This is a genomic window from Roseomonas sp. HF4, from assembly GCF_005222755.1.
Classification (GTDB): Bacteria; Pseudomonadota; Alphaproteobacteria; order Acetobacterales; family Acetobacteraceae; genus Neoroseomonas.
In genome coordinates, this window is sequence record NZ_STGD01000007.1 from 134957 (window position 1) to 158947 (window position 23991).

General features: G+C 72.2%; 23 protein-coding genes. 19 read left to right on the forward strand and 4 right to left on the reverse strand.

Going from position 1 to position 23991, the window contains the following annotated elements; genetic code table 11:
* Nucleotides 1-16 precede the first annotated feature (16 nt).
* From E8M80_RS12755 to E8M80_RS12765, 3 genes are read left to right on the forward strand one after another with little or no spacing between them, the layout of a single operon-like run.
* Nucleotides 17-535 carry a MaoC family dehydratase gene (locus tag E8M80_RS12755; protein WP_240790013.1) on the forward strand — a complete coding sequence of 173 codons (519 nt, stop codon included), beginning with the start codon at nucleotides 17-19 and terminating at the stop codon, nucleotides 533-535.
* Between the two features lie 7 nt (nucleotides 536-542).
* The gene (locus E8M80_RS12760; RefSeq protein ID WP_137126080.1) at nucleotides 543-1283 is read left to right on the forward strand and encodes a GntR family transcriptional regulator; all 741 of its coding nucleotides are present in this window, start codon (nucleotides 543-545) and stop codon (nucleotides 1281-1283) included.
* 22 nt (nucleotides 1284-1305) lie between these two features.
* Nucleotides 1306-2295, forward strand: a complete 990-nt coding sequence (locus E8M80_RS12765; protein WP_137126081.1) for a hypothetical protein — start codon at nucleotides 1306-1308, stop codon at nucleotides 2293-2295.
* Between the two features lie 13 nt (nucleotides 2296-2308).
* Here E8M80_RS12765 and E8M80_RS12770 read toward each other — a convergent pair whose 3' ends face one another.
* Nucleotides 2309-3004: a FadR/GntR family transcriptional regulator gene (locus E8M80_RS12770; RefSeq protein ID WP_137126082.1), complete on the reverse strand. Its 696-nt coding sequence runs from the start codon at nucleotides 3002-3004 to the stop codon at nucleotides 2309-2311.
* Nucleotides 3005-3090: 86 nt separating this feature from the next.
* On the opposite strand from E8M80_RS12770, the gene E8M80_RS12775 reads away from it, so the two are divergent.
* From E8M80_RS12775 to E8M80_RS12850, 16 genes are all read left to right on the forward strand, one after another.
* Nucleotides 3091-4089, forward strand: a complete 999-nt coding sequence (locus tag E8M80_RS12775; RefSeq protein WP_137126083.1) for a tripartite tricarboxylate transporter substrate binding protein — start codon at nucleotides 3091-3093, stop codon at nucleotides 4087-4089.
* Nucleotides 4090-4091: 2 nt separating this feature from the next.
* Nucleotides 4092-5558, forward strand: a complete 1467-nt coding sequence (locus tag E8M80_RS12780) for a sulfatase (protein WP_137126084.1) — start codon at nucleotides 4092-4094, stop codon at nucleotides 5556-5558.
* Nucleotides 5558-6298: an SDR family NAD(P)-dependent oxidoreductase gene (locus E8M80_RS12785; protein WP_137126085.1), complete on the forward strand. Its 741-nt coding sequence runs from the start codon at nucleotides 5558-5560 to the stop codon at nucleotides 6296-6298. Before E8M80_RS12780 ends, E8M80_RS12785 begins: the two co-directional genes overlap by 1 nt.
* A gap of 100 nt (nucleotides 6299-6398) precedes the next feature.
* The gene (locus tag E8M80_RS12790; protein ID WP_137126086.1) at nucleotides 6399-7733 is read left to right on the forward strand and encodes an ABC transporter substrate-binding protein; all 1335 of its coding nucleotides are present in this window, start codon (nucleotides 6399-6401) and stop codon (nucleotides 7731-7733) included.
* Nucleotides 7734-7737: 4 nt separating this feature from the next.
* A complete protein-coding gene (locus tag E8M80_RS12795; protein WP_240790014.1) occupies nucleotides 7738-8643 on the forward strand; it encodes a carbohydrate ABC transporter permease in 906 nt (301 codons plus the stop codon).
* Nucleotides 8636-9460 carry a carbohydrate ABC transporter permease gene (locus E8M80_RS12800; protein WP_240790015.1) on the forward strand — a complete coding sequence of 275 codons (825 nt, stop codon included), beginning with the start codon at nucleotides 8636-8638 and terminating at the stop codon, nucleotides 9458-9460. Before E8M80_RS12795 ends, E8M80_RS12800 begins: the two co-directional genes overlap by 8 nt.
* Nucleotides 9461-9462: 2 nt before the next feature.
* Nucleotides 9463-10491, forward strand: a complete 1029-nt coding sequence (locus tag E8M80_RS12805; RefSeq protein ID WP_137126087.1) for an aldo/keto reductase — start codon at nucleotides 9463-9465, stop codon at nucleotides 10489-10491.
* Between the two features lie 11 nt (nucleotides 10492-10502).
* Entirely contained in the window at nucleotides 10503-11348 is an 846-nt protein-coding gene (locus E8M80_RS12810) for a TauD/TfdA family dioxygenase (protein ID WP_137126088.1), read from the forward strand.
* A gap of 12 nt (nucleotides 11349-11360) precedes the next feature.
* Nucleotides 11361-12419, forward strand: coding sequence for a sugar phosphate isomerase/epimerase (locus tag E8M80_RS12815; RefSeq protein WP_137126089.1), 1059 nt, complete (start codon nucleotides 11361-11363; stop codon nucleotides 12417-12419).
* Nucleotides 12416-13588, forward strand: coding sequence for a Gfo/Idh/MocA family protein (locus E8M80_RS12820; protein WP_170979361.1), 1173 nt, complete (start codon nucleotides 12416-12418; stop codon nucleotides 13586-13588). The genes E8M80_RS12815 and E8M80_RS12820 overlap by 4 nt, the downstream gene beginning before the upstream one ends.
* Before the next feature lie 119 nt (nucleotides 13589-13707).
* Nucleotides 13708-14946, forward strand: coding sequence for an amidohydrolase family protein (locus E8M80_RS12825; protein ID WP_137126091.1), 1239 nt, complete (start codon nucleotides 13708-13710; stop codon nucleotides 14944-14946).
* A 25-nt stretch (nucleotides 14947-14971) separates the two neighbouring features.
* A complete protein-coding gene (locus E8M80_RS12830) occupies nucleotides 14972-16186 on the forward strand; it encodes an ABC transporter substrate-binding protein (protein WP_137126092.1) in 1215 nt (404 codons plus the stop codon).
* Between the two features lie 4 nt (nucleotides 16187-16190).
* The gene (locus E8M80_RS12835) at nucleotides 16191-17051 is read left to right on the forward strand and encodes a branched-chain amino acid ABC transporter permease (protein WP_240790016.1); all 861 of its coding nucleotides are present in this window, start codon (nucleotides 16191-16193) and stop codon (nucleotides 17049-17051) included.
* Nucleotides 17051-17941, forward strand: coding sequence for a branched-chain amino acid ABC transporter permease (locus tag E8M80_RS12840; RefSeq protein ID WP_137126093.1), 891 nt, complete (start codon nucleotides 17051-17053; stop codon nucleotides 17939-17941). Before E8M80_RS12835 ends, E8M80_RS12840 begins: the two co-directional genes overlap by 1 nt.
* Nucleotides 17938-18699, forward strand: coding sequence for an ABC transporter ATP-binding protein (locus tag E8M80_RS12845; protein ID WP_137126094.1), 762 nt, complete (start codon nucleotides 17938-17940; stop codon nucleotides 18697-18699). The genes E8M80_RS12840 and E8M80_RS12845 overlap by 4 nt, the downstream gene beginning before the upstream one ends.
* Complete coding sequence (locus E8M80_RS12850; RefSeq protein WP_137126095.1) at nucleotides 18696-19412, forward strand: ABC transporter ATP-binding protein; 717 nt, start codon at nucleotides 18696-18698, stop codon at nucleotides 19410-19412. The genes E8M80_RS12845 and E8M80_RS12850 overlap by 4 nt, the downstream gene beginning before the upstream one ends.
* A gap of 213 nt (nucleotides 19413-19625) precedes the next feature.
* Here E8M80_RS12850 and E8M80_RS12855 read toward each other — a convergent pair whose 3' ends face one another.
* The 3 genes from E8M80_RS12855 to E8M80_RS12865 are packed head-to-tail and all read right to left on the reverse strand — an operon-like array spanning nucleotide 19626 to nucleotide 23914.
* Nucleotides 19626-20678 carry an ABC transporter ATP-binding protein gene (locus E8M80_RS12855; RefSeq protein ID WP_137126096.1) on the reverse strand — a complete coding sequence of 351 codons (1053 nt, stop codon included), beginning with the start codon at nucleotides 20676-20678 and terminating at the stop codon, nucleotides 19626-19628.
* 4 nt (nucleotides 20679-20682) lie between these two features.
* Complete coding sequence (locus E8M80_RS12860; RefSeq protein ID WP_137126097.1) at nucleotides 20683-22857, reverse strand: iron ABC transporter permease; 2175 nt, start codon at nucleotides 22855-22857, stop codon at nucleotides 20683-20685.
* A 22-nt stretch (nucleotides 22858-22879) separates the two neighbouring features.
* Nucleotides 22880-23914, reverse strand: a complete 1035-nt coding sequence (locus tag E8M80_RS12865; protein WP_137126098.1) for an ABC transporter substrate-binding protein — start codon at nucleotides 23912-23914, stop codon at nucleotides 22880-22882.
* Nucleotides 23915-23991 lie beyond the last annotated feature (77 nt).

The following is a 23991-nucleotide window of genomic DNA, read 5'->3' on the forward strand; positions in this document are numbered from 1 at the left end:
GACAAGCATGGGGCAAATGCCCCGGGAGGACATGGTGACGGACACGGCATCGGGCGCGGCGGCGGGCCGCATCATCCGCGCGCGGGACCTCTCGCGCTACCTCGACGACTTCGAGGTCGGCGACCGCTACGAGCACTGGCCCGGGCGCACCATCACCGACGCCGACAACATCCAGTTCTCGCTGCTGACCATGAACCGCCACCCGGCGCATTGCGACGCGCACTACGCGGCCGGCACCGAGTTCGGCAAGCCGCTGGTCAACAGCGCGCTCACCCTCGCGATCGTGGTGGGCATGACGGTGGACGACGTCTCGGCCAACGCCATCGCGAACCTGGGGTGGGAGGAGATCAAGCTGACCGCGCCGGTCTTCCCGGGCGACACCGTCTATGCGCGATCCGAGGTGCTGGCGGTGCGCGAGAGCCGGTCCCGCCCCGGCCAGGGCATCGTCACGACGCGCACCGAGGGCTTCAAGGCCGACGGCACCGTCTTCCTCACTTTCGTGCGGCACAGCCTGGTGCCGCGCCGGCCGGCGTGATGCGCGGGTGAACGCCCTGACCCCCGGCCTGCCGCGCTGGGCGGCCCTCGCGGCCGCGCTGCGTGGCGCGATCCAGCGCGGCGAATACGACGTCGGCGCGCTGCTGCCGACCGAAATGGCTCTGGCCGCTGCCTTCGGTGTCAGCCGCCAGACGGTGCGCCAGGCGATCGGCGCGCTGCGCCGGGAAGGGCTGGTCTCGGCGCGCAAGGGCGTCGGCACGCGCGTCGAGGCGACGAGCGCCGAGGCCGGCTTCACGCATACGCTGAACGACCTCGCCGACGTGTTCCAGTTTGCCGCGCGATCCGTGTTCCGCGTGCTCTCCACAGAACGCCGGGTGCCGCGCGGGCGGATGGCGCAGCGCCTCGGCACGCGCGCGGGCGATGCGTGGCTGCACCTGCGCGGACTCAGGGAGACGGCCGACGGCGCGCGCGTGCTCGGCCTGACCGAGGTCTGGGTGGACGGCGCCTATGCCGCGGCCGCCGAAGCCGCCCCGGCCCGGCGGGAAGCGATCTTCGCTGCCATCGAGGCGGCGCATGGCCTGACCATCGGCACCGTGCGGCAGGAGATCGAGGCGACCGTGCTCGGCGCGGCGGATGCGGCCGTACTCGGCATGCGGCGCGGCGCGCCGGCGCTCAGGATCACGCGCAACTACCTGACGACCGACGGCCGGCTCGTGGAACTCACCAGCACGCTTCACCCCGAACCCGGCTTCCGCTACGCCATCACGCTCAGGCGGGCGGCCGGCTGACGCGCGCCGAAGGGGACGCTTCATGGGCGAATGGACCGCGCGGCGCATCGGCCTGATCATCCGGCCCGGCATGGACGCGCGGATGGGGGCCAACGTGCAGGGCCCCTCCATGATCCGCGTGCCGGACTGGGTCGAGGGCGCGCTCGGGCGCTACTACCTCTATTTCGCCGACCACAAGGGGTCCTACATCCGCCTCGCCTACGCGGATGCGCCGGAAGGGCCGTGGCGCATGCATGAGGCAGGCAGCCTCGACCTGCGCGACAGCCTGTTCCCGACCACGCCCGCGCGGCGTCCCGCGACGGAGCGGGGCGGCGAAGCCTTCGACCGGCTGCCCGGCGGGGCGATGGAAGCGGCCCCCGGGCTGCTCTCCGCCGAGGCGGAAGCCTCCCATCCGCACATCGCATCGCCTGACGTTCACGTCGACCACGCCAACCGGCGCATCGTGATGTACGTGCACGGCCTCGTGGCCTGGAAAACGCAGCGCACGCGGGCGGCGATCTCGGTGGACGGCATCGCCTTCGCGGCGCGGCCCGAGCTGTTCGGGCCGTCCTACTTTCGCGTCTTCCGCCACGGCGGCGCGCACTACGCGCTGGCGATGCCGGGCATCCTGTTCCGCTCGGCCGACGGGCTTTCGGGTTTCGAGCGCGGCCCCGACCTGTTCAACCCGATGCAGCGCCACACCGCGGTGCTGGTGCGCGACAACGTGCTGCACGTGTTCTGGACGCAGGTCGGCGACGTGCCGGAGCGCATCCTGCATTCGCGCATCCCGCTCCTCGGCGATTGGCGCGCCTGGCGCGTCGAGGGCGAGCCGAACGAGGTGCTCCGCCCCGAGGAAGCCTGGGAGGGCGCCGGCCTGCCGCTGGCACCGTCCGTCCGCGGCGCGGTGAACCTGCCGGTGAACCAGCTCCGCGATCCGGCGGTGTTCGAGGAGGGCGGCAGGCTCTACTTGCTCTACGCCGTGCAGGGGGAAGCCGGCATCGCCATCGCGGAGCTGCGCGCGGCGCGTGGCTGACCGCGGCGCGCGTTCAGCGCCCGCGCAGCACGGCAAGCCGCGCCCGCCGGACCGCCAGCAGGTGCCGGCGCATCGCCGCGCGCGCGGCGGCGGCATCGGCGGCGACGATCGCCTCGGCAATGGCGCGATGCTCGCCGAGGTTCTCGCGCCGCCGCGCGGGGGTGACGGCCAGGTCCTCGAGCCGGTCGGACACCGGGCTCGCCTGGTCCTGCCACAGCCCGGCGACGATGCGCGCCAGCACGGCATTTCCCGAGGCTTCCGCGATCGCGACGTGGAAGGCGCGGTCGGCCTCGTGGTCGGCGCGGCGGGCGGCGCGGTCGGCGCGCAGCCGGGCCAGTGCGCCGGACACGGCCGCCCGCCCCGCGGGGCCGGCATGGCGCGCGGCGAGGGCCGCGCATTCGGGCTCGACCGCCAGCCGCGCGGCAAGGATGTCGAAGGGGCCGGGCGCGTCCTGCGGCGCGGGCGCGGTGCGCGCGCGGCGCCCGCGGACATAGATGCCGGATCCGCCGCGCACCTCGACCAGGCCCTCGATCTCGAGCGCGATCAGCGCCTCGCGCAGGGAAGGACGGCTGACCTGCAGGCGGTGGGCGAGGTCGCGCTCGGCCGGCAGGCGGCTTCCGGGCGGCAGTTCGCCGGCTGCGATCATGGCGGCGATCTGTTCGGCGATGCGGCGGAACAGGCGGCGGGGCGGAATGGGCTCGAAGGGCATGGCGGTCGTTGACTCGCCATAACGGTCGTCGCTAGCGTTGGTCAACTGGTCAGGCCAATTCCAGGACCAGGCATGGGAGGAAGGCGATGTCGCAGGAACCCGGAACGGGTCTGGCGCGTCCTCTGTCGCGCCGCGCGATCCTGGGCGGCGCCGTCGCCCTTGCCGCGCCCGGCATCGCGTCGGCGCAGGGAGACTGGCCGAGCAAGCCCATCCGCATCGTCGTGCCCTTCGCCCCGGGCGGCACCACGGACATCAGCGCGAGGCTGCTCGCCGCGCATCTCGGGGCGCGCCTCGGCGGCACGGTGGTCGTCGAGAACAAGGCCGGCGCAACGACGACGATCGGCGCGGCCGAGGTTGCGCGCGCCGCACCGGACGGCCACACCTTCCTGATGGCGCCGCCGCCCTTCGTGATCGTGCAGTTCGCCTTCCCGAACCTTCCCTACGACCCGGAGAAGGACTTCCGCCCGGTCGCGATGGTGCTCCGCTCCCCGTTCATCCTGGCGGTGCGGGCGGACCTGCCCGTGAGGTCCGTAGCCGAACTCGTCGCACTGGCGAAGTCGCGGCCCGGCGCCCTGACCTACGGCTCGCCCGGCCCCGGGTCGCTGCCGCATGTCGCAACCGAGTTGTTCAGGCTGCGCACCGGCATCGACATCCTGCACGTGCCCTATCGCGGCGGCGGGCCGGCGTTGCTCGACCTCGCGGGCGGGCGGCTCGACCTCTATTTCTCGACGCCGCCGGAGACCGCGCCGCATGTGCAGTCCGGCCGCGTCCGGGTGCTGGCGGTCGCGACGCCGCAGCCGAGCCCGCTCGCGCCCGGCCTGCCGACCATCGCGAGCACGGTGCCCGGCCTGCATGTCGAATACTGGTCGGGGCTCATGGCGCCGGCCGCGACGCCGGACGCCATCGTCGCGCGCGTCAACCGCGAGACCCAGGCCGTGCTGGCCATGCCGGAGGTGGGCGAGCGCCTCGCGGCCCTCGGCAGCGCGCCGGCGCCGGGCAGTGTCGAGGATTTCGCGCGGATGCTGGCGGCCGAGCGCGTGCAGTTCCGCGAGGCCGTCGCGGCCGCCGGTATCCGGGTGCAGTGAGGATGGCGCCGCGCCGCCCCAACATCCTCTGGTTCTGTTCCGACCAGCAGCGCTGGGACACGGTCGGCGCGCTGGGCAATCCGCATATCCGGACGCCGGCGATGGACGTCCTGGCGGGTCAGGGCACCGCCTTCCGCCGCGCCTACACGCAGTCCCCGATCTGCACGCCGTCGCGCGCATCCTTCCTCACGGGGCGCTATCCCGCCACGCACCAGGTCTATCGGAACGGCAACGCCGTCTTTCCCGCGCATGAGAAGCTGGTGACGCGGATCTTCGCCGATGCCGGCTACGATTGCGGGCTGATCGGCAAGCTGCACCTGTCGGCCGCCAAGCATCACGAGAAGCGCGCCGACGACGGCTACCGATACTTCCAGTACAACCATCACCCGACGCCCGACGCGCGCCACGCCGACGCCTACGAGCACTGGCTGCGCCACGAGAAGAAGGTGGACCCGCAGGCACTGTTTCGCGGCCTCGGTGCCTTCTGCGGGCCGGGCGTGCCGGCGGAGTTCCACCAGAGCACCTGGTGCGCCGAGATGGCGGTCCGCTTCATCACCGACCGCCGCGACGGGCCATGGCTGCTGAGCGTCAATCCCTTCGACCCGCACGCGCCCTTCGACGCGCCGCCCGAGGCGCTGGCGCAGGTCGACCCGGACAGCCTGCCGCTCCCGCTCTGGCGACCCTCGGACGCGGAGCGGTGGCGCGACTTCGCGCGCGTCGACCAGCAGCAGGTCGCGGCGCTGGATCCCACCATCCGCCGCCCGCCGACCCCGGCGCCCACGGTGCGCGACCACGACAAGGTCGCCTCCCACGTGCCGGGCGACTACGACGCGCTGCTGGTCAAGGCGAACTATTACGCCATGATCCAGCACCTGGACGCGCAGTTCGCGCGCATCATGGAGGCGCTGCGCGCAAGCGGCCAGGCGGAGGACACCATCGTCGTCTACATGAGCGACCATGGCGAGCAGCTTGGCGACCATGGCCTGGTGCTGAAGGGATGCCGCTTCTTCGACGGGCTGGTGCGCGTGCCGCTGGTGCTGTCCTGGCCGGGGCGGTTCACGGCCGGGCAGGTCAGCGAGGCGCTCGTCGAGCTGGTCGACGTGGCGCCGACGCTGCTCGACGCGGCGGGCCTCGAGGTGCCGGACTCGATGCAGGGCCGGTCCCTGCTGCCGATCCTGGAAGGGCGGGCGGATCCGCACCGGCACAAGGACGTGGTGGTGACGGAATACAAGGATTCCGTGGGCGGCCACGACGATTCCACGCATGGCTCGATGGTCTTCGACGGCCGCTGGAAGTCGGTCGTCTACCACGACCATCCGAAGGGCGAGATCTTCGACCACGCGACCGACCCGGGCGAGTTCGACAACCTCTGGGACGACGTCGCGCTGCGGGCGGACCGCCTGAAGGTGCATCTCGACGCGCTGGCGGCGACCGTCAGCGCCGGCCCGCCGCGCGCGGCGCTGTACTGATGGAACGGCAGCCGCTGAAGGGGCGCGTCGCCGTCGTCACGGGGGCCGGGCGGGGAATCGGCGCGGCCATCGCGCGCGCCTTCGGGGCGGCGGGCGCCACCGTCTGCTGCAGCGCCCGCAGCGCCGCCGAGGTGGAGGCGACGGCAGCCGTCATCCGCGCCGCGGGCGGCGCGGCCTTCGCCGCGACGGCCGACGTGGCGGAGGCCGACGACATCGCGCGCCTCTATGCATCCGTCGTCGCGGAGGCCGGCGGCCTCGACCTGCTCGTCGTCAATGCGGGCGTCAGCCTCGACCAGAAGCCGGTGGCCGAGAGCGACCCCGCGGCCTTCGCGCGGACCATCGCGGTGAACCTCACCGGCGCCTACCATTGCGCGCGGCTCGCCATTCCTCACATGCGCGCGCGCGGCGGCGGGCGGATGATCATGCTGGGCTCGGGGATGGGGCACAGCAGCCTGCACGGGCATGCCGCCTATTCCTGCTCGAAGGCCGGGCTCTGGATGCTGGTGCGCATCCTGGCCGACGAGTTGCGCGCCGACGGCATCGCGGTGAACGAACTGGTGCCGGGGCCGGTGGACACCTCGATGACGCAGGTGCCGCAGCGCGACGGCTCGGTCGTGCGCAACCCGGTCGAGTGGCTGAAGTCGCCGGAGGATGTCGTGCCGCTCGCGATGTTCCTCGCGGCCCATGCGCCGCCGGGCCCGACCGGCCAGAGCTTCAGCCTGATGCGGCGGACCTTCTGATGGCGGCCGCGCATCTCCTTGACGCATCGAAACGGTGGCGCCTAGCGTTGCCGCGACATCGGGGCGGCGCCCATCGAGGCGGCCGCCATGGGAGGACGCCATGACGCATGCGCGCTTCGATCGCCGGACCCTGCTGGGCGCCGCCGGCGCCCTCGCCGCGACCCCCGCACTCGGGCAGGCGAAGCCCTTCGCCGGGCAGACGCTGAACGGCGCGGCCTTCCAGAGCACCTTCTTCGAATACCTGAAGGCCTTCTTCCCCGAATTCGAGGAGGCGACGGGCGCGCGGGTGAACTTCAACACCCAGGCCTTCCCTGTCTACAACCAGCGCACGGACCTCGAATTGTCCACGCGGGGCAGCGCGCTCGACGTCGTGAACGTGACCTTCATCTACTCGGGCCGCTGGATCGGCGCGGGGTGGCTCACGAACCTCAGCGAGTTCGTCAACGACAGGAACAAGACGGATCCCGCCTGGGACGCGGCGGATTTCGTCTCCGGCGCGCAGTCGGCGATGAGCGACGCGCGGGGCAACGTCTTCGGCTTCGCCTGGGAAGCGGGTGCGATGCTGATGGCGGCGAGCCGCTACGACCTGCTCGAGAAGAACGGCCGGTCCATGCCGACCACCTTCGACGAGTTGCTGGCGACCTGCGACGCGATCCACGGCAAGGAGAACGTCACCGCCTTCGTCGCCGACCGGCTGCACCACTGGAACTGGATCCCGTACCTGATGGGCCTCGGCGGCCAGGTCTTCAAGGATCCGCCGGGCAACCTGACGCCGCGCCTGGCCACGCCCGAGGCGATCCGCGCCGCGCAGTGGTACGGCGACCTGCTGCAGAAATTCGCGCCGCCGGGCGGGTTGTCCTTCTCGGACGACCAGGCGATGCGGGCGCAGATGTCGGGCCGCTCGAACATCCGCACCCAGGCCATCACCTGGCTCGTGCCGCTCGCCAAGCACGAGGAAAGCACGGTGAAGTCCACCGTGCGCTACGCGCTGATGCCGGCGGGGCCGGCGGGGAACTTCCCTGGCTCGAACAGCCATGGCCTCGGCATCCCGGTCGGATCGCGCCGCAAGGAGCTCGCCTGGGAATTCATCAAGTGGGCGCTGTCCAAGCAGATGCTCAACCGCATCGTCGAGACGCGCGGCTACCCGAGCGTCTGCCGCCGCAGTGTCATCACCGGCGATGCCTTCCGGTCCGCGCTCACGCTGAACGGGCAGGACGTCGCCTCGCTCTACCTCCAGGTGCTCGAACTCGGCGGGCGCAGCGGCTACATGAAGTACCGTACCGTTCCCGTCTTCCCGCAGGTCGGCGACACCATCAATCGCGGCATCGAGCGGATCGCGACCCGCCAGCAGCCGGCCGACGCGGCGATGCGCCAGGCGCAGCAGGACGCCGTCCAGGTGCTGGGCCGCGCCGGCGTGCAGGTGGACGCCGACTAGGCGCGTGACCGCGCATCGTCCGCAGGCCGGCTTCGAGCGCGCCAAGGCACGCTTCTTCATGCTGTGCCTCGCGCCGTCGCTGGCGGTGCTGGCGCTCGTCACGCTGGCGCCGGCACTGTTCCTCGTCGTCAGCAGCCTGACGCCGCTCGACCTCACGCGCCCGGACACGGTGGGGGACTTCTCCCGCCCCCTCGAGAACTACCGGCTCATGATGGCCGACGGGCGGCTCGCGAATTCCGTATGGGTGCAGGCGAAGCTGTCCTTCTGGACCGTACTGCTGCAGCTGCTGATCGGCTTCGGCCTGGCGCTGCTGCTCAACAGCCGCACCCGCTTCCTTGAGGCGTTGCGCACCGTCTTCCTCATCCCGATGGTGCTGCCGCCGATCGTCGTCGCCATCATCTGGAAGGTGATCTACACGCCGGACATCAGCCCGATGCACTGGGCGCTGGCGTCGCTCGGCTTCGAGGTCCCGTCGCTCATCACGGATCCCGGCTGGGCGTTGACAGCCATCATCATCGCCGACACCTGGCAGTGGTTTCCCTTCACCATGCTGATGACGCTGGCCGCGCTGCAGATGATGCCGCAGGAACTGATCGACGCGGCCAAGGTTGACGGCGCGACGGCCTGGCAGATGACCTGGCACGTGACGCTGCCTTTCCTCAAGGGCGTGCTGCTGGTCGCCGGCCTGTTCCGCCTGATCGACAGCATCAAGGCCTTCCCGCTGATCTTCATCCTGACCGATGGCGGTCCCGGCAGCGTGACGGAGGTGACGAACTACTATTCCTTCCAGCAGGCCTTCAACTTCTCGCTGCTCGGCTATTCCAGCGCCATCACCACGGTGCTGCTGGCGGCCAGCGTGCTGATCAGCTGGGCCATCATCCGCAGCATCGGCTGGGGGCACCGTGAATAGGGGGCTCGCGCGCGAACGGCGCATCCTCAACATCGCGGCGCTCGTGCTGGCGGCGATGGCGATGGCGCCCTTCCTGTGGCTGCTGCAGATGTCGTTTAAGACGAACGCGCAGATCTTCACCTTCCCGCCGGAGCTGTTCTTCGCGCCGACGCTCGAGAACTATGCCGCGCTATGGGAGACCGACTTCCGCCGGTCCTTCGTCAACAGCCTGGTGGTCAGCACGGCGGCGACGGTGCTGCCCATGCTGCTCGGCGTGCCGGCAGCCTATGCGCTGTCGCGCTGGCAGGCGCGGGCGGCGGGCAGCATCAGCCTCTGGATCCTGGCGTCGCGCATGGCGCCGCCGATCGCCTTCACCATCCCCTACTTCCTCGCCTACCGGCATCTCGGGCTGATCGACACCTGGGCGGGGCTGGTGCTGATCTACCTGACCTTCAATCTCTCACTGGTCATCTGGATGATGCGGCCCTTCTTCGACCAGCTGCCGCAGGCGCTCGAGGAAGCGGCCTGGATCGACGGCGCCACGACCGCCCAGGGCTTCTTCCGCATCGTGCTGCCGCTGGCGGCGCCCGGCCTCGCGGCGACCGCCATCCTCTGTTTCCTGTTCGCCTGGAACGACTTCTTCTTCGCGTTGATCCTGACGCGGACCGAGGCGATGACCGCCCCCGTCGCGGTCGTGAATTTCATGAACTACGAGGGCTGGGAATGGGGCCGCATCGCCGCCGGCGGCACCATGGTCATGCTGCCCGTGCTGGTCTTCTCGCTGCTGGTGCGGAGATACCTGGTGCACGGCCTGACCGGCGGCGCGGTGAAGGGATGAGCATGGACCCGACTGAGAGGCGCCGCCTCGGGCGCACGGGCATCGAGGTTACCGCGCTCGGCTTCGGCGCCGCGCCGATCGGCGGCTTCCGCGCCACCATCCCGGAGGCGGAGGCGCAGTCGCTCCTCGAGGCCGCCTGGGACGGGGGCGTGCGCTACTTCGACACCTCGCCCTTCTACGGCTACGGGCGCAGCGAACTTCGCGTCGGCCATGCGCTGCGCCAGCGCCCGCGCCAGGACTTCGTCGTCTCGACCAAGATCGGCCGCCTCATGCACCCGCTGCGCCCCGGCGAGACGCCGCCGGCCGGGCTGCGCCAGGGCGGCTTGCCCGGCTTCGTGCCGGAATTCGACTATTCCTATGACGGCGTGATGCGCTCGCTCGAGCAGTCCTGCCTGCGCATGGGCCTCTCGCGCATCGACATCCTGCTGATCCACGACATCGACTTCTGGACGATCCGCAACCACGCGGTGCTCGAGGACCGCTTCCGGACGGTGATGGAGGGCGGCTACCGCGCGCTGCACGAACTGCGCGCCGCCGGCGTGATCGGCGCCATCGGCTGCGGACTGAACGAAGCGGACATGTGCCTGCGCTTCGCGAAGGCGGGCGATTTCGACTGCATGCTGCTGGCTGGGCGCTACACCCTGCTCGAGCAGGGCGCGCTCGCGGAATTCCTGCCCTATTGCGCGACGCGCGGCATGAGCGTGATCCTGGGCGGCCCCTTCAACTCCGGCATCCTGGCCGGCGAGGTGAAGGAGGGCGCGCCCTACGACTACGCCGCGGCGCCGCCGGAGATCGTCGCGAAGGCGCGGCGCATCGAGGCCACCTGCCGCCGCCATGCGGTGCCGCTGCCCGCCGCCGCGCTGCAATTCGTGCTGGCGCATCCCGTGGTGTGTTCCGTCATCCCCGGCGCGCTGTCCCGGTCCGAGGTCGAGCAGAACCTCGCCCATCTGCGCCGCGCGCTCCCGGCGGCACTGTGGCGGGACCTTGTGGCCGAGGGACTGCTCGACCCCGCCGCCCCCGTGCCGGGCTGAAGGAGGCGACCATGCGCAACAGCACGCTCGACATCCGCCGGAGCGCCGGCGCCGTCGGCGCCGAGATCCGCGGCGTCGACCTGCGCGACCCGCTCGACGACGCCACCTTCGGCGAGATCCGCCAGGCCTTCCACGATCACGGCGTGGTCTTCTTCCGCGACCAGCACATCACGCCCGAGCAGCACGTCGCCTTCGCCGAGCGCTTCGGCCCGATCAACGTGAACCGCTTCTTCACGCCGGTGCCGGGGCATCCCCGGATCGCCGAGGTGCGCAAGGAGCCCGACCAGAAGAAGAACATCGGAGAGGTCTGGCACGCCGACCATTCCTACGACCAGGTCCCCGCACTGGGTTCCATGCTGCTGGCGCGCGAGGTGCCCGAGTACGGCGGGGACACCATGTTCGCCAGCATGGCCGCGGCCTACGCGGCGCTGTCGGACGGCCTGAAGCGCACGCTGGATGGCCTGCGCGCCGTGCATTCCAGCCGCCACGTCTTCGGCGCGAAAGCCGAATCCCGCGGCGCCGAGCTCAGCACCCGCCTGCACAACCCCGAACTCGCGACGCAGGATGCGGTGCATCCCGTCGTGATCCGGCACCCGGAGACGGGGCAGCGCTGCCTCTACGTGAACCGCAGCTTCACCACGCATATCGAGGGCTGGACGCAGGAGGAGAGCGCGCCGCTGCTCGACTTCCTCTACCGCCACGGCGAGCGCCCCGAATTCACCTGCCGCTTCCGCTGGGAGAACGGGTCGATCGCGCTCTGGGACAATCGATCGACCTGGCATTTCGCCGTCAACGACTACCACGGCCAGCGGCGCCTCATGCACCGCATCACCATCGAGGGCGTGGCGCTAGGCTAGGGAGTACGGGACATGGGCGATATCCGCGGCCCCGGCGTCATGCTGAGCCAGTTCATGGGCGATGCCGCACCCTTCGACAGCCTGGACGGCGTGGTCGGCTGGCTCGCCGGCCACGGCTACAAGGGCGTGCAGGTCCCAGTGCACGACCCGCGCCTGATCGACCTGGCGCGCGCGGCGGAGGACGATGCCTATTGCCGCGACTACCGCGCGCGGCTCGCGGGCCTCGGCGTCGAGATCAGCGAACTCGCGGCGCATCGCGCCGGGCAGCTCATGGCGGTGAACCCGGCCTTCGCCGAGATCAACGACGTCTTCGCCGCCCCCGAGGCGCGCGGCAATCCGGCCGCGCGCAGCGCCTGGGCGGAAGCGCAACTGCATCTCGCGATCGAGGCCGCCGCGCGGCTCGGCGTGCGGCGGCTCTGCACCTTCTCGGGCGCCTTCGCCTGGCCCTACATCTATCCCTGGCCCCCGGCGCCGCCCGGCCTCATCGACGCCGCCTTCATCGAGCTCGCGCGCCGCTGGCGGCCCATCCTCGACCACGCGGAGAGCGCCGGCATCGACCTCTGCTACGAACTCCACCCCGGCGAGGACCTGCACGACGGCGCCACCTTCGAGCGTTTCCTCGCGCTGGTGGACGGGCACCGGCGCGCGCGGATCCTGTACGACCCGAGCCACATGCTGCTGCAGCACATGGACTATCTCGGCTTCATCACCCGCTACGCCGACCGCATCGGGGCCTTCCACGTCAAGGACGCGGAATTCGTGAAGTCCGATCGTAGCGGCGTCTATGGCGGCTTCCAGGACTGGCGCGACCGCCCGGCGCGCTTCCGCTCGCTTGGCGACGGGCAGGTGGACTTCGCCGGCGTGTTCTCGCGCATGGCGCATATCGGCTACGAGGGCTGGGCGACCCTGGAATGGGAGTGCTGCTACAAGCGCAAGGAGGACGGCGCCGCCGAGGGCGCGCCCTTCATCGCGCGCCACATGATCCGCGTGACCGGCGCGCCCTTCGACGCCGCGCTGCGCCGGCCGGTGGACACGGCGACGGCGCGGCGGATCCTCGGCCTCGGGGCGTGAGCGCGCTCGCGGCGCTTGGCCGGCCACTCCGGCTCGGATTCGTGGGCGGCGCGGCCCCCTCCATGATCGGCCAGGTGCACCGCCGCGGCGCGACGCTGGACAACGCCTTCGCGGTCGTGGCCGGTGCGCTGTCCCGCGATGCTGCGCGCGGCCGCGCGGCGGCGGCCGAGTACGGCATCGCGCCCGACCGCGCCTATGCGACGCCGGAGGAAATGATCGCGCGCGAGGCCGCGCGCCCCGACGGCATCGAGGCCGTCGCCATCGTCACGCCGAACGACCTGCACCACGCCCAGGCGCTGGCCGCCATCGCCGCCGGGCTCGACGTCATGCTGGACAAGCCGATGGCGAACAGCGTGGCGGAGGCCGAGGACATCGCCCGCGCTGCGGCCGCGCGGGGCGTCGCGCTCGGGATCGCGCATGCCTATTCCGGCTATCCCATGCTGCGGGAGGCGCGCGCGCTGGTCGCCGCCGGCCGGATCGGCGCGCTCCGCATGATGCAGGTCGAGTATTTCGGCTCCGGTCTCGCCGCGCGCGTGGAGGATGCGCCGGATGCCTCCCGGCGCTGGCGGCTCGATCCCGCGCGCAGCGGTCCCTCCCTCGTGCTCGGCGACATCGGCACCCATGCGCACCACCTCGCCTGCTTCGTCGCCGGCGAGCCCTTCGCCGCGATCGGCGCCGAGGTCGGCACGCTGATGCCGGGCCGCCAGGTGCAGGACTACGCGCAGGCGCGCTTCCGCCTGGCCGGCGGCGCGCGCGGCTCCATGGTGTTGTGCCAGGGCGCCGCGGGGGCCGAGAACCACATCCTGCTGCGCGCCTTCGGCGCCGAGGGCCACCTCGAATGGCGGCACGCCGCGCACAACGAGTTGCGCCTGGCGCCGCTGGAGGGCTTCCCGATGATCCTCTCGCGCGGGCATCCGGGGCTCTCGCCGGCCGCGACGCGCGCCACGCGCTTCCGCCGCACGGGCCATCCCGAGGGGCTGCACGAGGCCTTCGCCACCCTCTACCTCGACCTGGCGGAACACGCGGCGGCGCGGCGGCTCGGCATCCCGCCGGATCCGCTGTCGCGTGACCTGCCGGACGCGACAGCGGGCCTCCAGGGCATGCGCTTCGTCGAGGCCGTGCTTCGCTCCTCGGCGCGCGATGGCGCATGGGAATCCTGCGCGGGCTGAAGGCCGCGACGATCCGCGGGCCTTCACAGGCCGCGACCTGACCGGCATGCTCCGGCGGCGCGCCCGGCTGTCGCCATCCGGGCGGATCGACGCCGTCGCCACGTCCCGGGACCCTTCGCATGACCGACGCCATCCTGTTCGAGAACGCCGCGATCCTTGACGGTTCGGCCGAGGGCGCGGTGCCCGGCCATGTGCTGGTCGAGGACGGCACGATCCGGGAGGTGGCCGACCGGCCCATCGCGACCGCCGCCGCGCGCCGGGTGGACCTGCGCGGCCGCACGCTCATGCCCGGGCTCATCGACGCGCATGTCCACGTCGTCGCGGGCGTCGTGAACCTCGGGCAGAACGCCATGCTGCCCGACGCGCTCGTGGCCTTCCGCGCCGCGCGGATCATGCAGGGCATGCTGATGCGCGGCTTCACCACCGTGCGTGACCTCGGCGGCTGCACGCACGGACTGCGGATGGCGCGCGACGAAGGGCTGTTCGAGGGCCCGCGCCTCAACATCGCCGGCAAGGCGCTGTCGCAGACCGGCGGGCATTGCGACTTCCGCGGCCGGCACGACACGCGCGACACCGCCTTCTTCGCCGCGCGGCTCGGCAGCCTCGGCCGCCTGGTGGACGGCGTGGCCGATGTGCGCCGCGCCTGCCGGGAGGAGATCAAGGCCGGCGCCGACTACATCAAGATCATGGCCAATGGCGGCGTCGCCTCGCCGACCGACCCCATCGCCTTCGTCGGCTTCTCGCGCGAGGAGGTGCTGGCCGCGGTCGAGGAAGCGGAGAACGCCGAGACCTATGTCGCCGCGCACCTCTATACCGACAGCGCGATCCGCCGCGCGGTGGAATGCGGCGTCCGCAGCCTCGAGCACTGCAACCTGATCGAGGCCGAGACCGCCCGCTTCGCGGCGAAGTCGGGCGCCATCGCCTGCCCGACGCTGGTGACCTACCAGGCGCTGAAGGACGAGGGCGCCGCGATGGGCTTCCCGGCCGAATCCGTCGCCAAGATCGACGACGTGCGGACCGCCGGCCTGCGCTCGCTCGAGATCATGCGCGAGGCGGGGCTGATGATGGCCTTCGGCACCGACCTGCTGGGCGAGCTGCACCGCCACCAGTCGGAGGAATTCGTCATCCGCGGCCGCGTGCTGCCGGCCATCGAGGTGATCCGCAGCGCAACCCTCAACGCCGCGAAGCTGCTGATGTCCGAGGGCCGCATCGGCTGCGTCGCGCCAGGCGCGCTGGCCGACCTCATCGTGGTCGAGGGCGACCCGCTGCGCGACCTCGCCCTGCTGACCGGCCAGGGCCGGCATCTCTCCGCCATCATGCTCGGCGGCCGCTTCGTCAAGGACCAGCTGGCGGCGTGAGCCGCCCAACAGGGAGACCACCAGGATGACCACCACCCGCCGCACCGTCCTCGCCGCCACGTCCGGGCTGCTCGCCATGCCGAACGTCGTGCGCGCGCAGGGGGAGACCTTCCGCATCGGCGCGCTCAACCCCGTCACCGGCGCCGGCTCGCCCTATGGGTCCGGCATGCAGCGCATGATCGGTGCGGCGGTCGAGGCCATCAATGCGGCCGGCGGCGTGAACGGCAGGCGCATCGAGGTGTTTTCCGAGGATACGCAGACCAACCCGCAGGCGGCCGTGCTGGCGGCGAAGAAGCTGATCGAGGTGAACCGGGTGCGCGCCATTCTCGGCACCTGGTCCTCCGGCGTCTCGCTGGCGGTGATCCCGCTGGTGAACGAGGCCGAGATCATCCTGATGAACACCTCCGGCGCGCCGGCGCTGTCCGTGCCGCCGGCGAACGCGAAGGGGCTGTCCTACCGCTTCCAGGCGACCAACGACCGCTTCGGCCGCGCCTTCGCCGAGATCGCGGTGCGCGAGGGCTTCCGCCGCCCGGCCACCATGGCCTTCAACAACGCGTCGGGCCTCGGCAACACGGAAGGCTTCCGCCGCGCCTGGGCAGCCAAGGGCAACCAGAACGGCGAGCATGTCGTCTACGAGCCGAACCAGCCGTCCTATCGCGCCGAGCTGCTGCGCGTGCTGGCGACGCGGCCGGACGTGATCGTCATGGGATCCTTCCTGCCCGACACCACGATCATCCTGCGCGAATGGTTCCAGACTGGCACGCCGATGAAGTGGATCATCCCCGGCTGGGCCGCCAACCCGCAGCTCGTGCAGGCGCTGGGGCCGGCGGTGACGCAGGGGATCATCGCGGTCGAATCCGTCTCGAACGAGGGCGCGCCCGCCTTCGCCGAATTCGACGCCGCGCATCGCCGCGCCATGGGCAACCAGCCCGGCACCGCCAACGCCTACGCCGCCATGACCTGGGACATGGCGCATACCCTGGCGCTCGCGATCGAGCAGGCGAAGTCCTTCGAGACCGCCGCGATCAACGCCGCGATCCGCCAGGTGGCGAACCCGCCGGGCGAGGCGGTCGCGACCTTCGCCGCGGGCAAGGCGGCGATCGCCGCGGGCCGCAAGATCAACTTCGAGGGTGCGTCCTCCGTGCTCGACTTCGACCAGCATGGCGACGTGACGCCCGACTTCGGCGTCTTCTTCATCGAGCAGGGACAGATCAACCGGCGCTATGTCGTGAAGATCTGACGCCTTGTTCGGCGCGCTCCTCGTCGCCGGCATCGTCCACGGGCTGATCATCGGCCTGGCCGCGATGGCGGTGACGCTGGTCTTCGGCATCGCCCGCTTCCCGAACGCGGCGGCGGGCGACACCATGACCGCCGGGGCCTATGCGGGCTTCCTCGCGCACCGGGCGACGGGCTCGCTCGCGCTCGCGGGCGGCGCGGCGGTGGTGGCGGCGGGCGCGGTCTCCCTGCTAGGGTACCTGCTGGTGTTCCGGCCGCTGGCACGCCGGCCGGTCGCGTCCCTCCTGGTGGCCGCGATCGGCGTGGCCTTCCTCATCCGCGCGGTGCTCGGACTGATGTTCGGCCATCAGCAGCAGGTCTTCCAGGTGCCGCTCGCCTGGCCGATCGAGGTGATGGGGCTGCGCATCCCGCCGATGGACATCACGCTTGCGGCGGTGGCGGGCGTCTCCCTCGCGGCGGCCTTCGGCGTGCTCTATCTGACCTCGATCGGGCGTCAGATGCGCGCGGTGGCGGACGACCCGGACCTCGCGCGCGTCTCGGGCATCCGGCCTGTGCGGGTCATGGTCGCGCTTTGGCTGCTGGCCGGGGCCGCGGCGGGCATCGCCGGGCTGATGCTCGGCGTCAAGACCGTCGTCTCGCCGGAAATGGGGTGGGAGGGGCTGCTCTCGGCCTTCGCGGCGGCGATCCTGGGCGGCATCGGCTCGCCCGTCGGCGCGGTGCTGGCGGGGCTGCTGCTCGGCGTCGCGCAGGAGGTCTCCACGCCCTATGTCGGCTTCACCTACAAGATCGCGCTCGCCTTCGCCGTGATGCTCGCGGTGCTGCTGTTGCGGCCGCGCGGGCTGCTCGGCCGGGTCGAGGAGGTGCGCTGATGGAGGCCTACCTCGTCGCCATCGCCATCGTGGGCGCGATCTACGTGCTGCTGACGCTCGGCCTGACGGTGCAGTACGGGCTGACGGGGCTGGTGAACTTCGGCCATGTCGGCTTCTTCGCGATCGGCGCCTATGCCTCGGCGCTACTGTCGCTGGAGGGCGTGCCGCTGGTCGCGTCCTTTGCCTGCGCGGCGCTGGCGGCGGCACTCGCCGCATGGCCGATCGGCCTGGTCGCGCTGCGGCTGCGCGACGACTACTTCGCCGTCGTCACGCTCGGCTTCAGCGAGACGGTACGCCTCGTCATCACCTCCGAACGCTGGCTGACCAACGGCGTGCAGGGCGTGCCCGGCATCCCGCGGAGCTTCGCCGGGCTCGGCGTGGGCATGGCGGGGTCGCTCGCGACGCTCGCCGCCATCGCGCTGGTGTGCCTGGCGGTGGCGCTGGCGCTGCGCCGGATCGCCAGATCCCCCTTCGGCCGCGTGATCGAGGCGATCCGCGACAACGAGGACGCGCTCAGGGCGCTCGGCAAGGATCCCGCGCGCTTCAAGATGCAAGTGCTGGCGCTGGGCGCCGCGCTGGCCGGTGTGGCGGGCGCCTTCTACGCGCACTACATCACCTATGTCTCCCCCGACCAGTTCATCCCCCTGGTCACCTTCTACGTCTGGATGGCGATGATCATGGGCGGCGTCGGCCGCGTGTCGGGCGCGGTGGTGGGCGCGCTGCTGCTGATGCTGTTCCTGGAAGGCACGCGCTTCCTGCGCGACGTCGCCCCCGATCTGATCTCGGCGGTGGACATGGCGAGCGTGCGGATCGGCGCGGTCGGCCTCGCGCTCATCCTCTTCACGCTGTACCGCCCGCAGGGGCTGGTCGGCGACTACACGCGCCGATGAGCCTCGTCGTCCGCGACGTCACGAAATCCTTCGGCGGCTTTCGCGCGCTCGACGCCGTGTCCTTCGCGATGGACGGCGCGGCCATGCTCGGCATCATCGGGCCGAACGGGGCGGGGAAGTCGACGCTGTTCTCCGTCGTATCGGGCTTCATGGCCGCGGACCGGGGGACGGTCGCGCTGGATGGCCGGCCGCTCGACCGCCTCGGCGCCGCGGCGCGCGCGCGCGCGGGCATGGTGCGGACCTTCCAGGTGCCGCGCGAATTCCACCACCTGACGGTGCGCGAGAACCTGATGGCCGCCGCCCCGGGGCAGAGCGGGGAGGGGCTGCTCGGCCTGTTCCTGCGCCCCGGCCGTGTCCGTGCGGAGGAGGAGGCGATCGGCGCCGAGGCCGATGCGACCATCGCGTTCCTGCGCCTCACCGCGGTGGCCGGGACGCCGGCGGGGCGGCTGTCGGGCGGGCAGAAGAAGCTGCTGGAACTCGGCCGCGCGCTGATGGCGAAGCCGCGGCTGATCCTGCTCGACGAGCCCTTCGCGGGCGTCAACCCGGTGCTGGTCGCGGAGCTGGGCGAACGCATCGCCGCGCTCAACGCCCGCGGCATCGGCTTCCTGGTGATCGAGCACGACCTCGCGGCCCTGTCCCGCCTGGTGCCGCGCGTGCTGGTGATGGATCGCGGTCGCGTCCTGGCCGAAGGCCCGCCGGGCGAGGTGCTGCGCGACCCCGCGGTGCGCGAGGCCTATCTCGGCGGTGCGGCGGCATGAGCCTGCTCGAGATCGGCGGCCTCGTCGGCGGCTACGGGCCGGTCGACATCCTGGCCGGCATCGACCTGACGGTGGAGGCCGGGGAGATCCTGACCGTCGCCGGCACCAACGGCGCGGGCAAGTCGACGCTCGCCAAGGCGGTGATGGGCCTGCTGCCGCGCGCCGCCGGGCGCATCGCCTTCGAGGGCCGCGACATCCTCGGCGAGCCGGTCGAGGCGCGGCTCGGGCTCGGCATCGCCTACGTGCCGCAGGTGGGGAACGTCTTTCCGTCCCTCAGCGTGGTCGAGAACCTGCAGGTGGTCGCGGGCGTGTCCGACGCGCGCGGGCGCATCGCCGAGTTGCTGGCGGCCTTCCCCGCGCTCGCGGAGCGGCGTCGCGCGCGGGCGGGCAGCCTCTCGGGGGGTGAGCGGCAGCAGCTCGCCTTCGCGCGCGCGCTGATGGCGCGGCCGCGGCTGATGATCCTGGACGAGCCCACGGCGGCGCTGGCGCCGGCGCGCGTGGCGGAATCCTTCGCGCGCATCCGCGGCCTGCCCGCGCTCGGCGTCAGCGTGCTCATGGTCGAGCAACGGGCCCGCCAGGCGCTGGCGATCTCGGACCGCGGCTGCATCCTGGACGGCGGGCGCGTCGCGATGCTGGGGCCCGCGGCCGGCCTGCTGGCGGATGATCGTGCGGCGGCGCTCTATCTCGGGCAGGTGGGGGAAGCCGGCGCCTGACGGCGGTCCTGACGCGGAATCGCGGTCGAATGCCGGGGACGGCGACCTCCCCCGAACCGCCCTCCAATCGCGTCCTTCCTCGAAATCTGGCGCCCACCCCCGGGAGGCGAGGTCCCAAACGACAGAACAGGTCGAGGGGGTCCGTGGTTGGAAGTTCCCTTCTCCTGCCGCCTTGAGTTCCCACCGAGGGCCACGCCCCCCAGCCGTAAGGCATCAGGCCTCGAGCGGCACCATCCGGGCTGGCCGGCAGAGCACCTCCGCGCCTTCCTCATGGGCTGGCGCGGCCGCCTGCGTCACGACGAACAGCAGCCCTGCCGCCGTCTCGACCTCATATTCCCGGGTCTGGCCCAGGAAGGCGGCGCGCCGGACGCGGCCCGGCAGCCCGCCTGCCGCATCGTCGGCGGGCAGCAGGCCGATCGACTCCGGTCGGATCGCGAGCGACAGGGCGCCTGGCCGATGTGCGCGCATCGCGGTCTCGACCGTCACGCCGCCGAGCGCGACCCGCGCCGTGCCGCCCGGCGCGTCGAGCACCTGGCCCGCGACGACATTCGCCTCCCCCATGAAGTCGGCGACGAAGGCGTCCGCCGGCTCGTCGTACAACTGCTGCGGCGTGCCCATCTGCGCGATGCGCCCGTCGCGCATCACCACCACGAGGTCGGAGACCGCCAGCGCCTCCTGCTGGTCGTGCGTGACATAGACCACCGACAGGCCGAGGCGCTTCTGCAGGTCGCGGATGTCCTCCCGCACGCGGCGTCGCAGGCGGGCGTCGAGGTTCGACAGAGGTTCGTCGAACAGCAGCACCTTGGGGCGCAGGACCAGCGCGCGCGCGACCGCGACGCGCTGCTGCTGCCCGCCCGAGAGTTCCGCCGGCAGCCGCCCGCCGAGCCCTTCGAGGCCAAGCTGCGCGAGCATGGCGCGGGCCTCGGACTCGGCCGCGGCGCGCCGCGCGCCGCCCACCACCAGGCCGTAGGACACGTTCTCCAGCACGTTCATGTGCGGGAACAGGGCGTAGGACTGGAACACCATCGCGATCCGCCGCTCGGCGGCCGACAGGCGCGAGACGTCGCGCCCCTCGATCTCGATCCGCCCCGCGGTCGCGAGGTCGAGCCCCGCGACCAGCCTGAGCGTCGTGGTCTTGCCGCATCCCGACGGCCCGAGCAGCGTCACCAGCGCGCCGGCCGGCAGCGCGAAGGACACGTCGTCCACCGCGCGGACCGCGCCGAACGCCTTGGTCACGCCGGTGAACCGGACGGCGGCATCGCTCATGGGCTCAGGCTCCGGCGCGCATGGGGGTGGCGGGCACCGCGCGGCGGCCGATCTGCGCGCGGCCGACCAGGCGCTCGATCCCGAGGACGACCGCCAGCATGATGAGGATCAGCACGGTCGAATAGGCGATGGCCAGCGCCATCTCGCCCGCCTCCACGCGCCCGACGATGTAGACGGTCGCAAGGTTGTGCCGCGCCGAGACCAGGAAGATCACCGCCGAGACCGCGGTCATCGCATGCACGAAGGAGAAGGCGAGCGCGGCCACGATCGCCGGGCGGAGCAGCGGCAGGATCACGCGCCGGAGCGTCTGCACCGCGCCGCCGCCCATGGTGGCCGAGGCCTCGTCGAGCGACCGGTCGATCTGCGCCAGCGCCGCGATACCGCCCCTGACGCCGACCGGCAGGTTCCGGAAGACGAAGCAGATCACGAGGATCAGCGCCGTGCCGGTCAGTTCCACCGGCGGCACGTTGAAGGCCAGGATGTAGGAGACGCCGACCACCGTGCCCGGGATGGCGAAGGACAGCATGGTCATGAATTCCAGGCTGCGCCGCCCCGGGAAGGACTGCCGCGCCAGCAGCCACGCGAGCAGGATGCCGAGCCCGGCCGTGAGCGGGGCCGAGACCGCCGCGACCTGGATGGTGGTGAACAGGCTGTCCCAGGCGGAGCCGCGGAAGGCCATGCCGTCCAGCCACTCGACCTCGAAGCCCGTCAGGAAGTGGCGCCAGGTGAAGGCCATGTCGCCGCGGCCGATGTCGTGGACGAAGCCGCCGACCAGGATGATGCCGTAGACCGCGGCGGTGAAGGCCATCCAGGGCCAGGCCACGGCGCCGCAGACGAATTTCAGGCCGCGCGGCAGCGGCGCCGGCACGCCGGAATCGCCCTTGCCCGTGACCGTCGTGTAGCGCCGCTTCCCGATCCAGAGCGCCTGCAGCGCGAAGGCGCCGAAGGTCAGCATCAGCAGCAGCAGCGCCAGCGCCGCCGCCTGTCCCGGGTCGTGCCGCGCGCCTGCGATGGCGAAGAAGATGCGCGTCGAGAGCACGTCGAAATCACCGCCGAGCACCAACGGGTTGCCGAAATCCGCCAGGCTCTCGACGAAGCCGAGCAGGAAGGCGGCGGCCAGCGCCGGGCGCAGCAGCGGCCAGGTCACGGTGCGGAACACGGTGAAGCGCCGCGCCCCCATGGTGGAGGCGGCTTCCTCGAGGCTCGGCCCGATCGCGCGCACGGCGCCTTCCAGCAGCACGAAGGCGATCGGCGCCTGGGCCAGCACCTGCGCGAGCAGCACGCCGGGCAGGCCGTAGATCCAGCGCGTGCGCGGTATGCCGAACCATTCCCACATCCAGCCCGTGACGAGCCCGGTGCGCCCGAACAGCACGATCAGCGACAGCGAGACGACGAAGGGCGGCGTGATCAGCGGCAGGATCGTCATGGCGCGGAAGGCGGGCATCGCCCGCACGTTGCCGCGCGCCGCGAGCAGCGCGAAGGCGAGCCCGAGCAGCGTCGAGAGCACCCCGGTCAGGCTCGCCAGCGCCAGCGTGTTCCACACGACGCCGCAGCCCTGTCGGTCCGCGAGGCAGGCGAGGCTCCACGCCTCGGGCGTCGTGACGCGCGCGGCCAGCGCCGCGGGCGCGAGGCGGCCATCCTCCACCACGGCGGCCGACAGGATGGTCAGCAGCGGCACGAACACGAACAGCAGAAGCAGGCCCGCGCTGCCGACCACGAGGAAGGCGATGAAGGCGTCGCCGCCGAACCGCCCGCGCGCCGCGAGCCCCGTCGCGACCAGCCCGGCGGCGCCGGCCAGGACGGCTGCCGCGCCCCAGCCGAGCGACGTCTGCCGGACCTCGCCGAGCCACGGCTCCAGCACCGGCCAGGCGACGCCGCGCAGGCCGATCGCGTGGCCCTGCAGGAACACCCAGGCGATGGCGCCCGCGCCGCAGGCGGCCAGCAGGCGGCCCGGCACGCGCCCGGCGGCGAGCGCCGGCAGCGGCGCGACCAGCAGCGGCACGAGCGGCCAGAGCCACCAGCGCTCCCCGCCTGGCAGCAGCGCGACGAGCGGCGCCGCGGCGCCGCCGGGCCAGGAAGCGATGTCCGCGACGCCGCCCTCGAGCCCGTGCCAGGGCAGCAGCAGCAGGCCGAGCCCCGCGACGGCCAGCGCCAGTCGCGCCAGGCTCAGCGCCCCCACGGGCCGGGCCCGCCCGCCGCGATCAGCGCGCGGCCGCCCTCACCTCGCGCTGCCAGCGGTCGAGCAGGCGCGTCCGTTCCTGCGAGGATCCCCAGCGGGCGAAGTCGTAGTCGATCAGGCGGACATCCTCGAAGCGCGGTGCCTGCGGCGGGATCGGCGCGTTGCGGTTGGACGGCAGCTGGTAGGACCGCGCCTCGGCGCCGAGCGCCTGCGCCTCGGCCGTGAGCGCCCAGTCGAAGAAGCGCCGCGCGTTCTCCATGTTGCGCGCGCCGCGGATGATGGACATCGAGCCGATCTCGTAGCCCGTGCCCTCGCAGGGCGCGACCAGCTCGACCGGCGCGCCGCCCACCTTCTGCGTCACCGCGTCATGCAGGAAGGTGATGCCGACCAGCGTCTCCCCGGTCGCGGCCGCCCGCGCGGGCGCGGCGCCCGACCGCGTGTACTGGTTGACGTTCTGGTGCAGCGCGCGGAGGTAGGTGAAGGCCGGCTCCTCCCCCATGATCTGCACGAGCGTCGCGAGCATCGTGTAGGCGGTGCCCGAGGTGTTAGGGTCGGCGACCTGCACCTCGCCGCGGAATTCCGGCCGCGCGAGGTCCGCCCAGCAGCGCGGCGCGGTGATGCGGCGGCGGGCGAGCTCGGTCGCGTTGTAGGAATAGCCGAGCGCGCCGGCATAGATGCCGACGGTGCGGAAGCCGGTCTGCTCGGCCTGGCGCACGGCCCAGGGCTGCAGCTCCGACAGGCGGGGGGACCGGTACTCGACCGTCAGGTTCTCCTGCGCCGCCTGCATGTGCGGGTCGCCCGTGCCGCCCCACCAGACGTCGCCGCGCGGGTTCGCGGCCTCGGCGCGGATCTGCGTCATGGTCTCGCCGGAGCTCCGGCGCGTCATCGCGACACGCACGCCGGTCGCGCGCTCGAAGGCCGCCATCATCGGGCGGCACCATTCCTCCTGGACGGAGCAGTAGACCGTGAGCTGGCCCTGCGCGCGGGCCACGCCCGGCAGGGCGGCGGCCAGCGCGCCGGCGACGGCAGCGGCGGCAAGGGTGCGGCGTGAAACCATGCGATCGGTCCTCCCTGATGGCGGGCTTGCGCGCCCGTTTCCCGACTGTGACGTCCCAGTAAACGCCGCGCGCGACG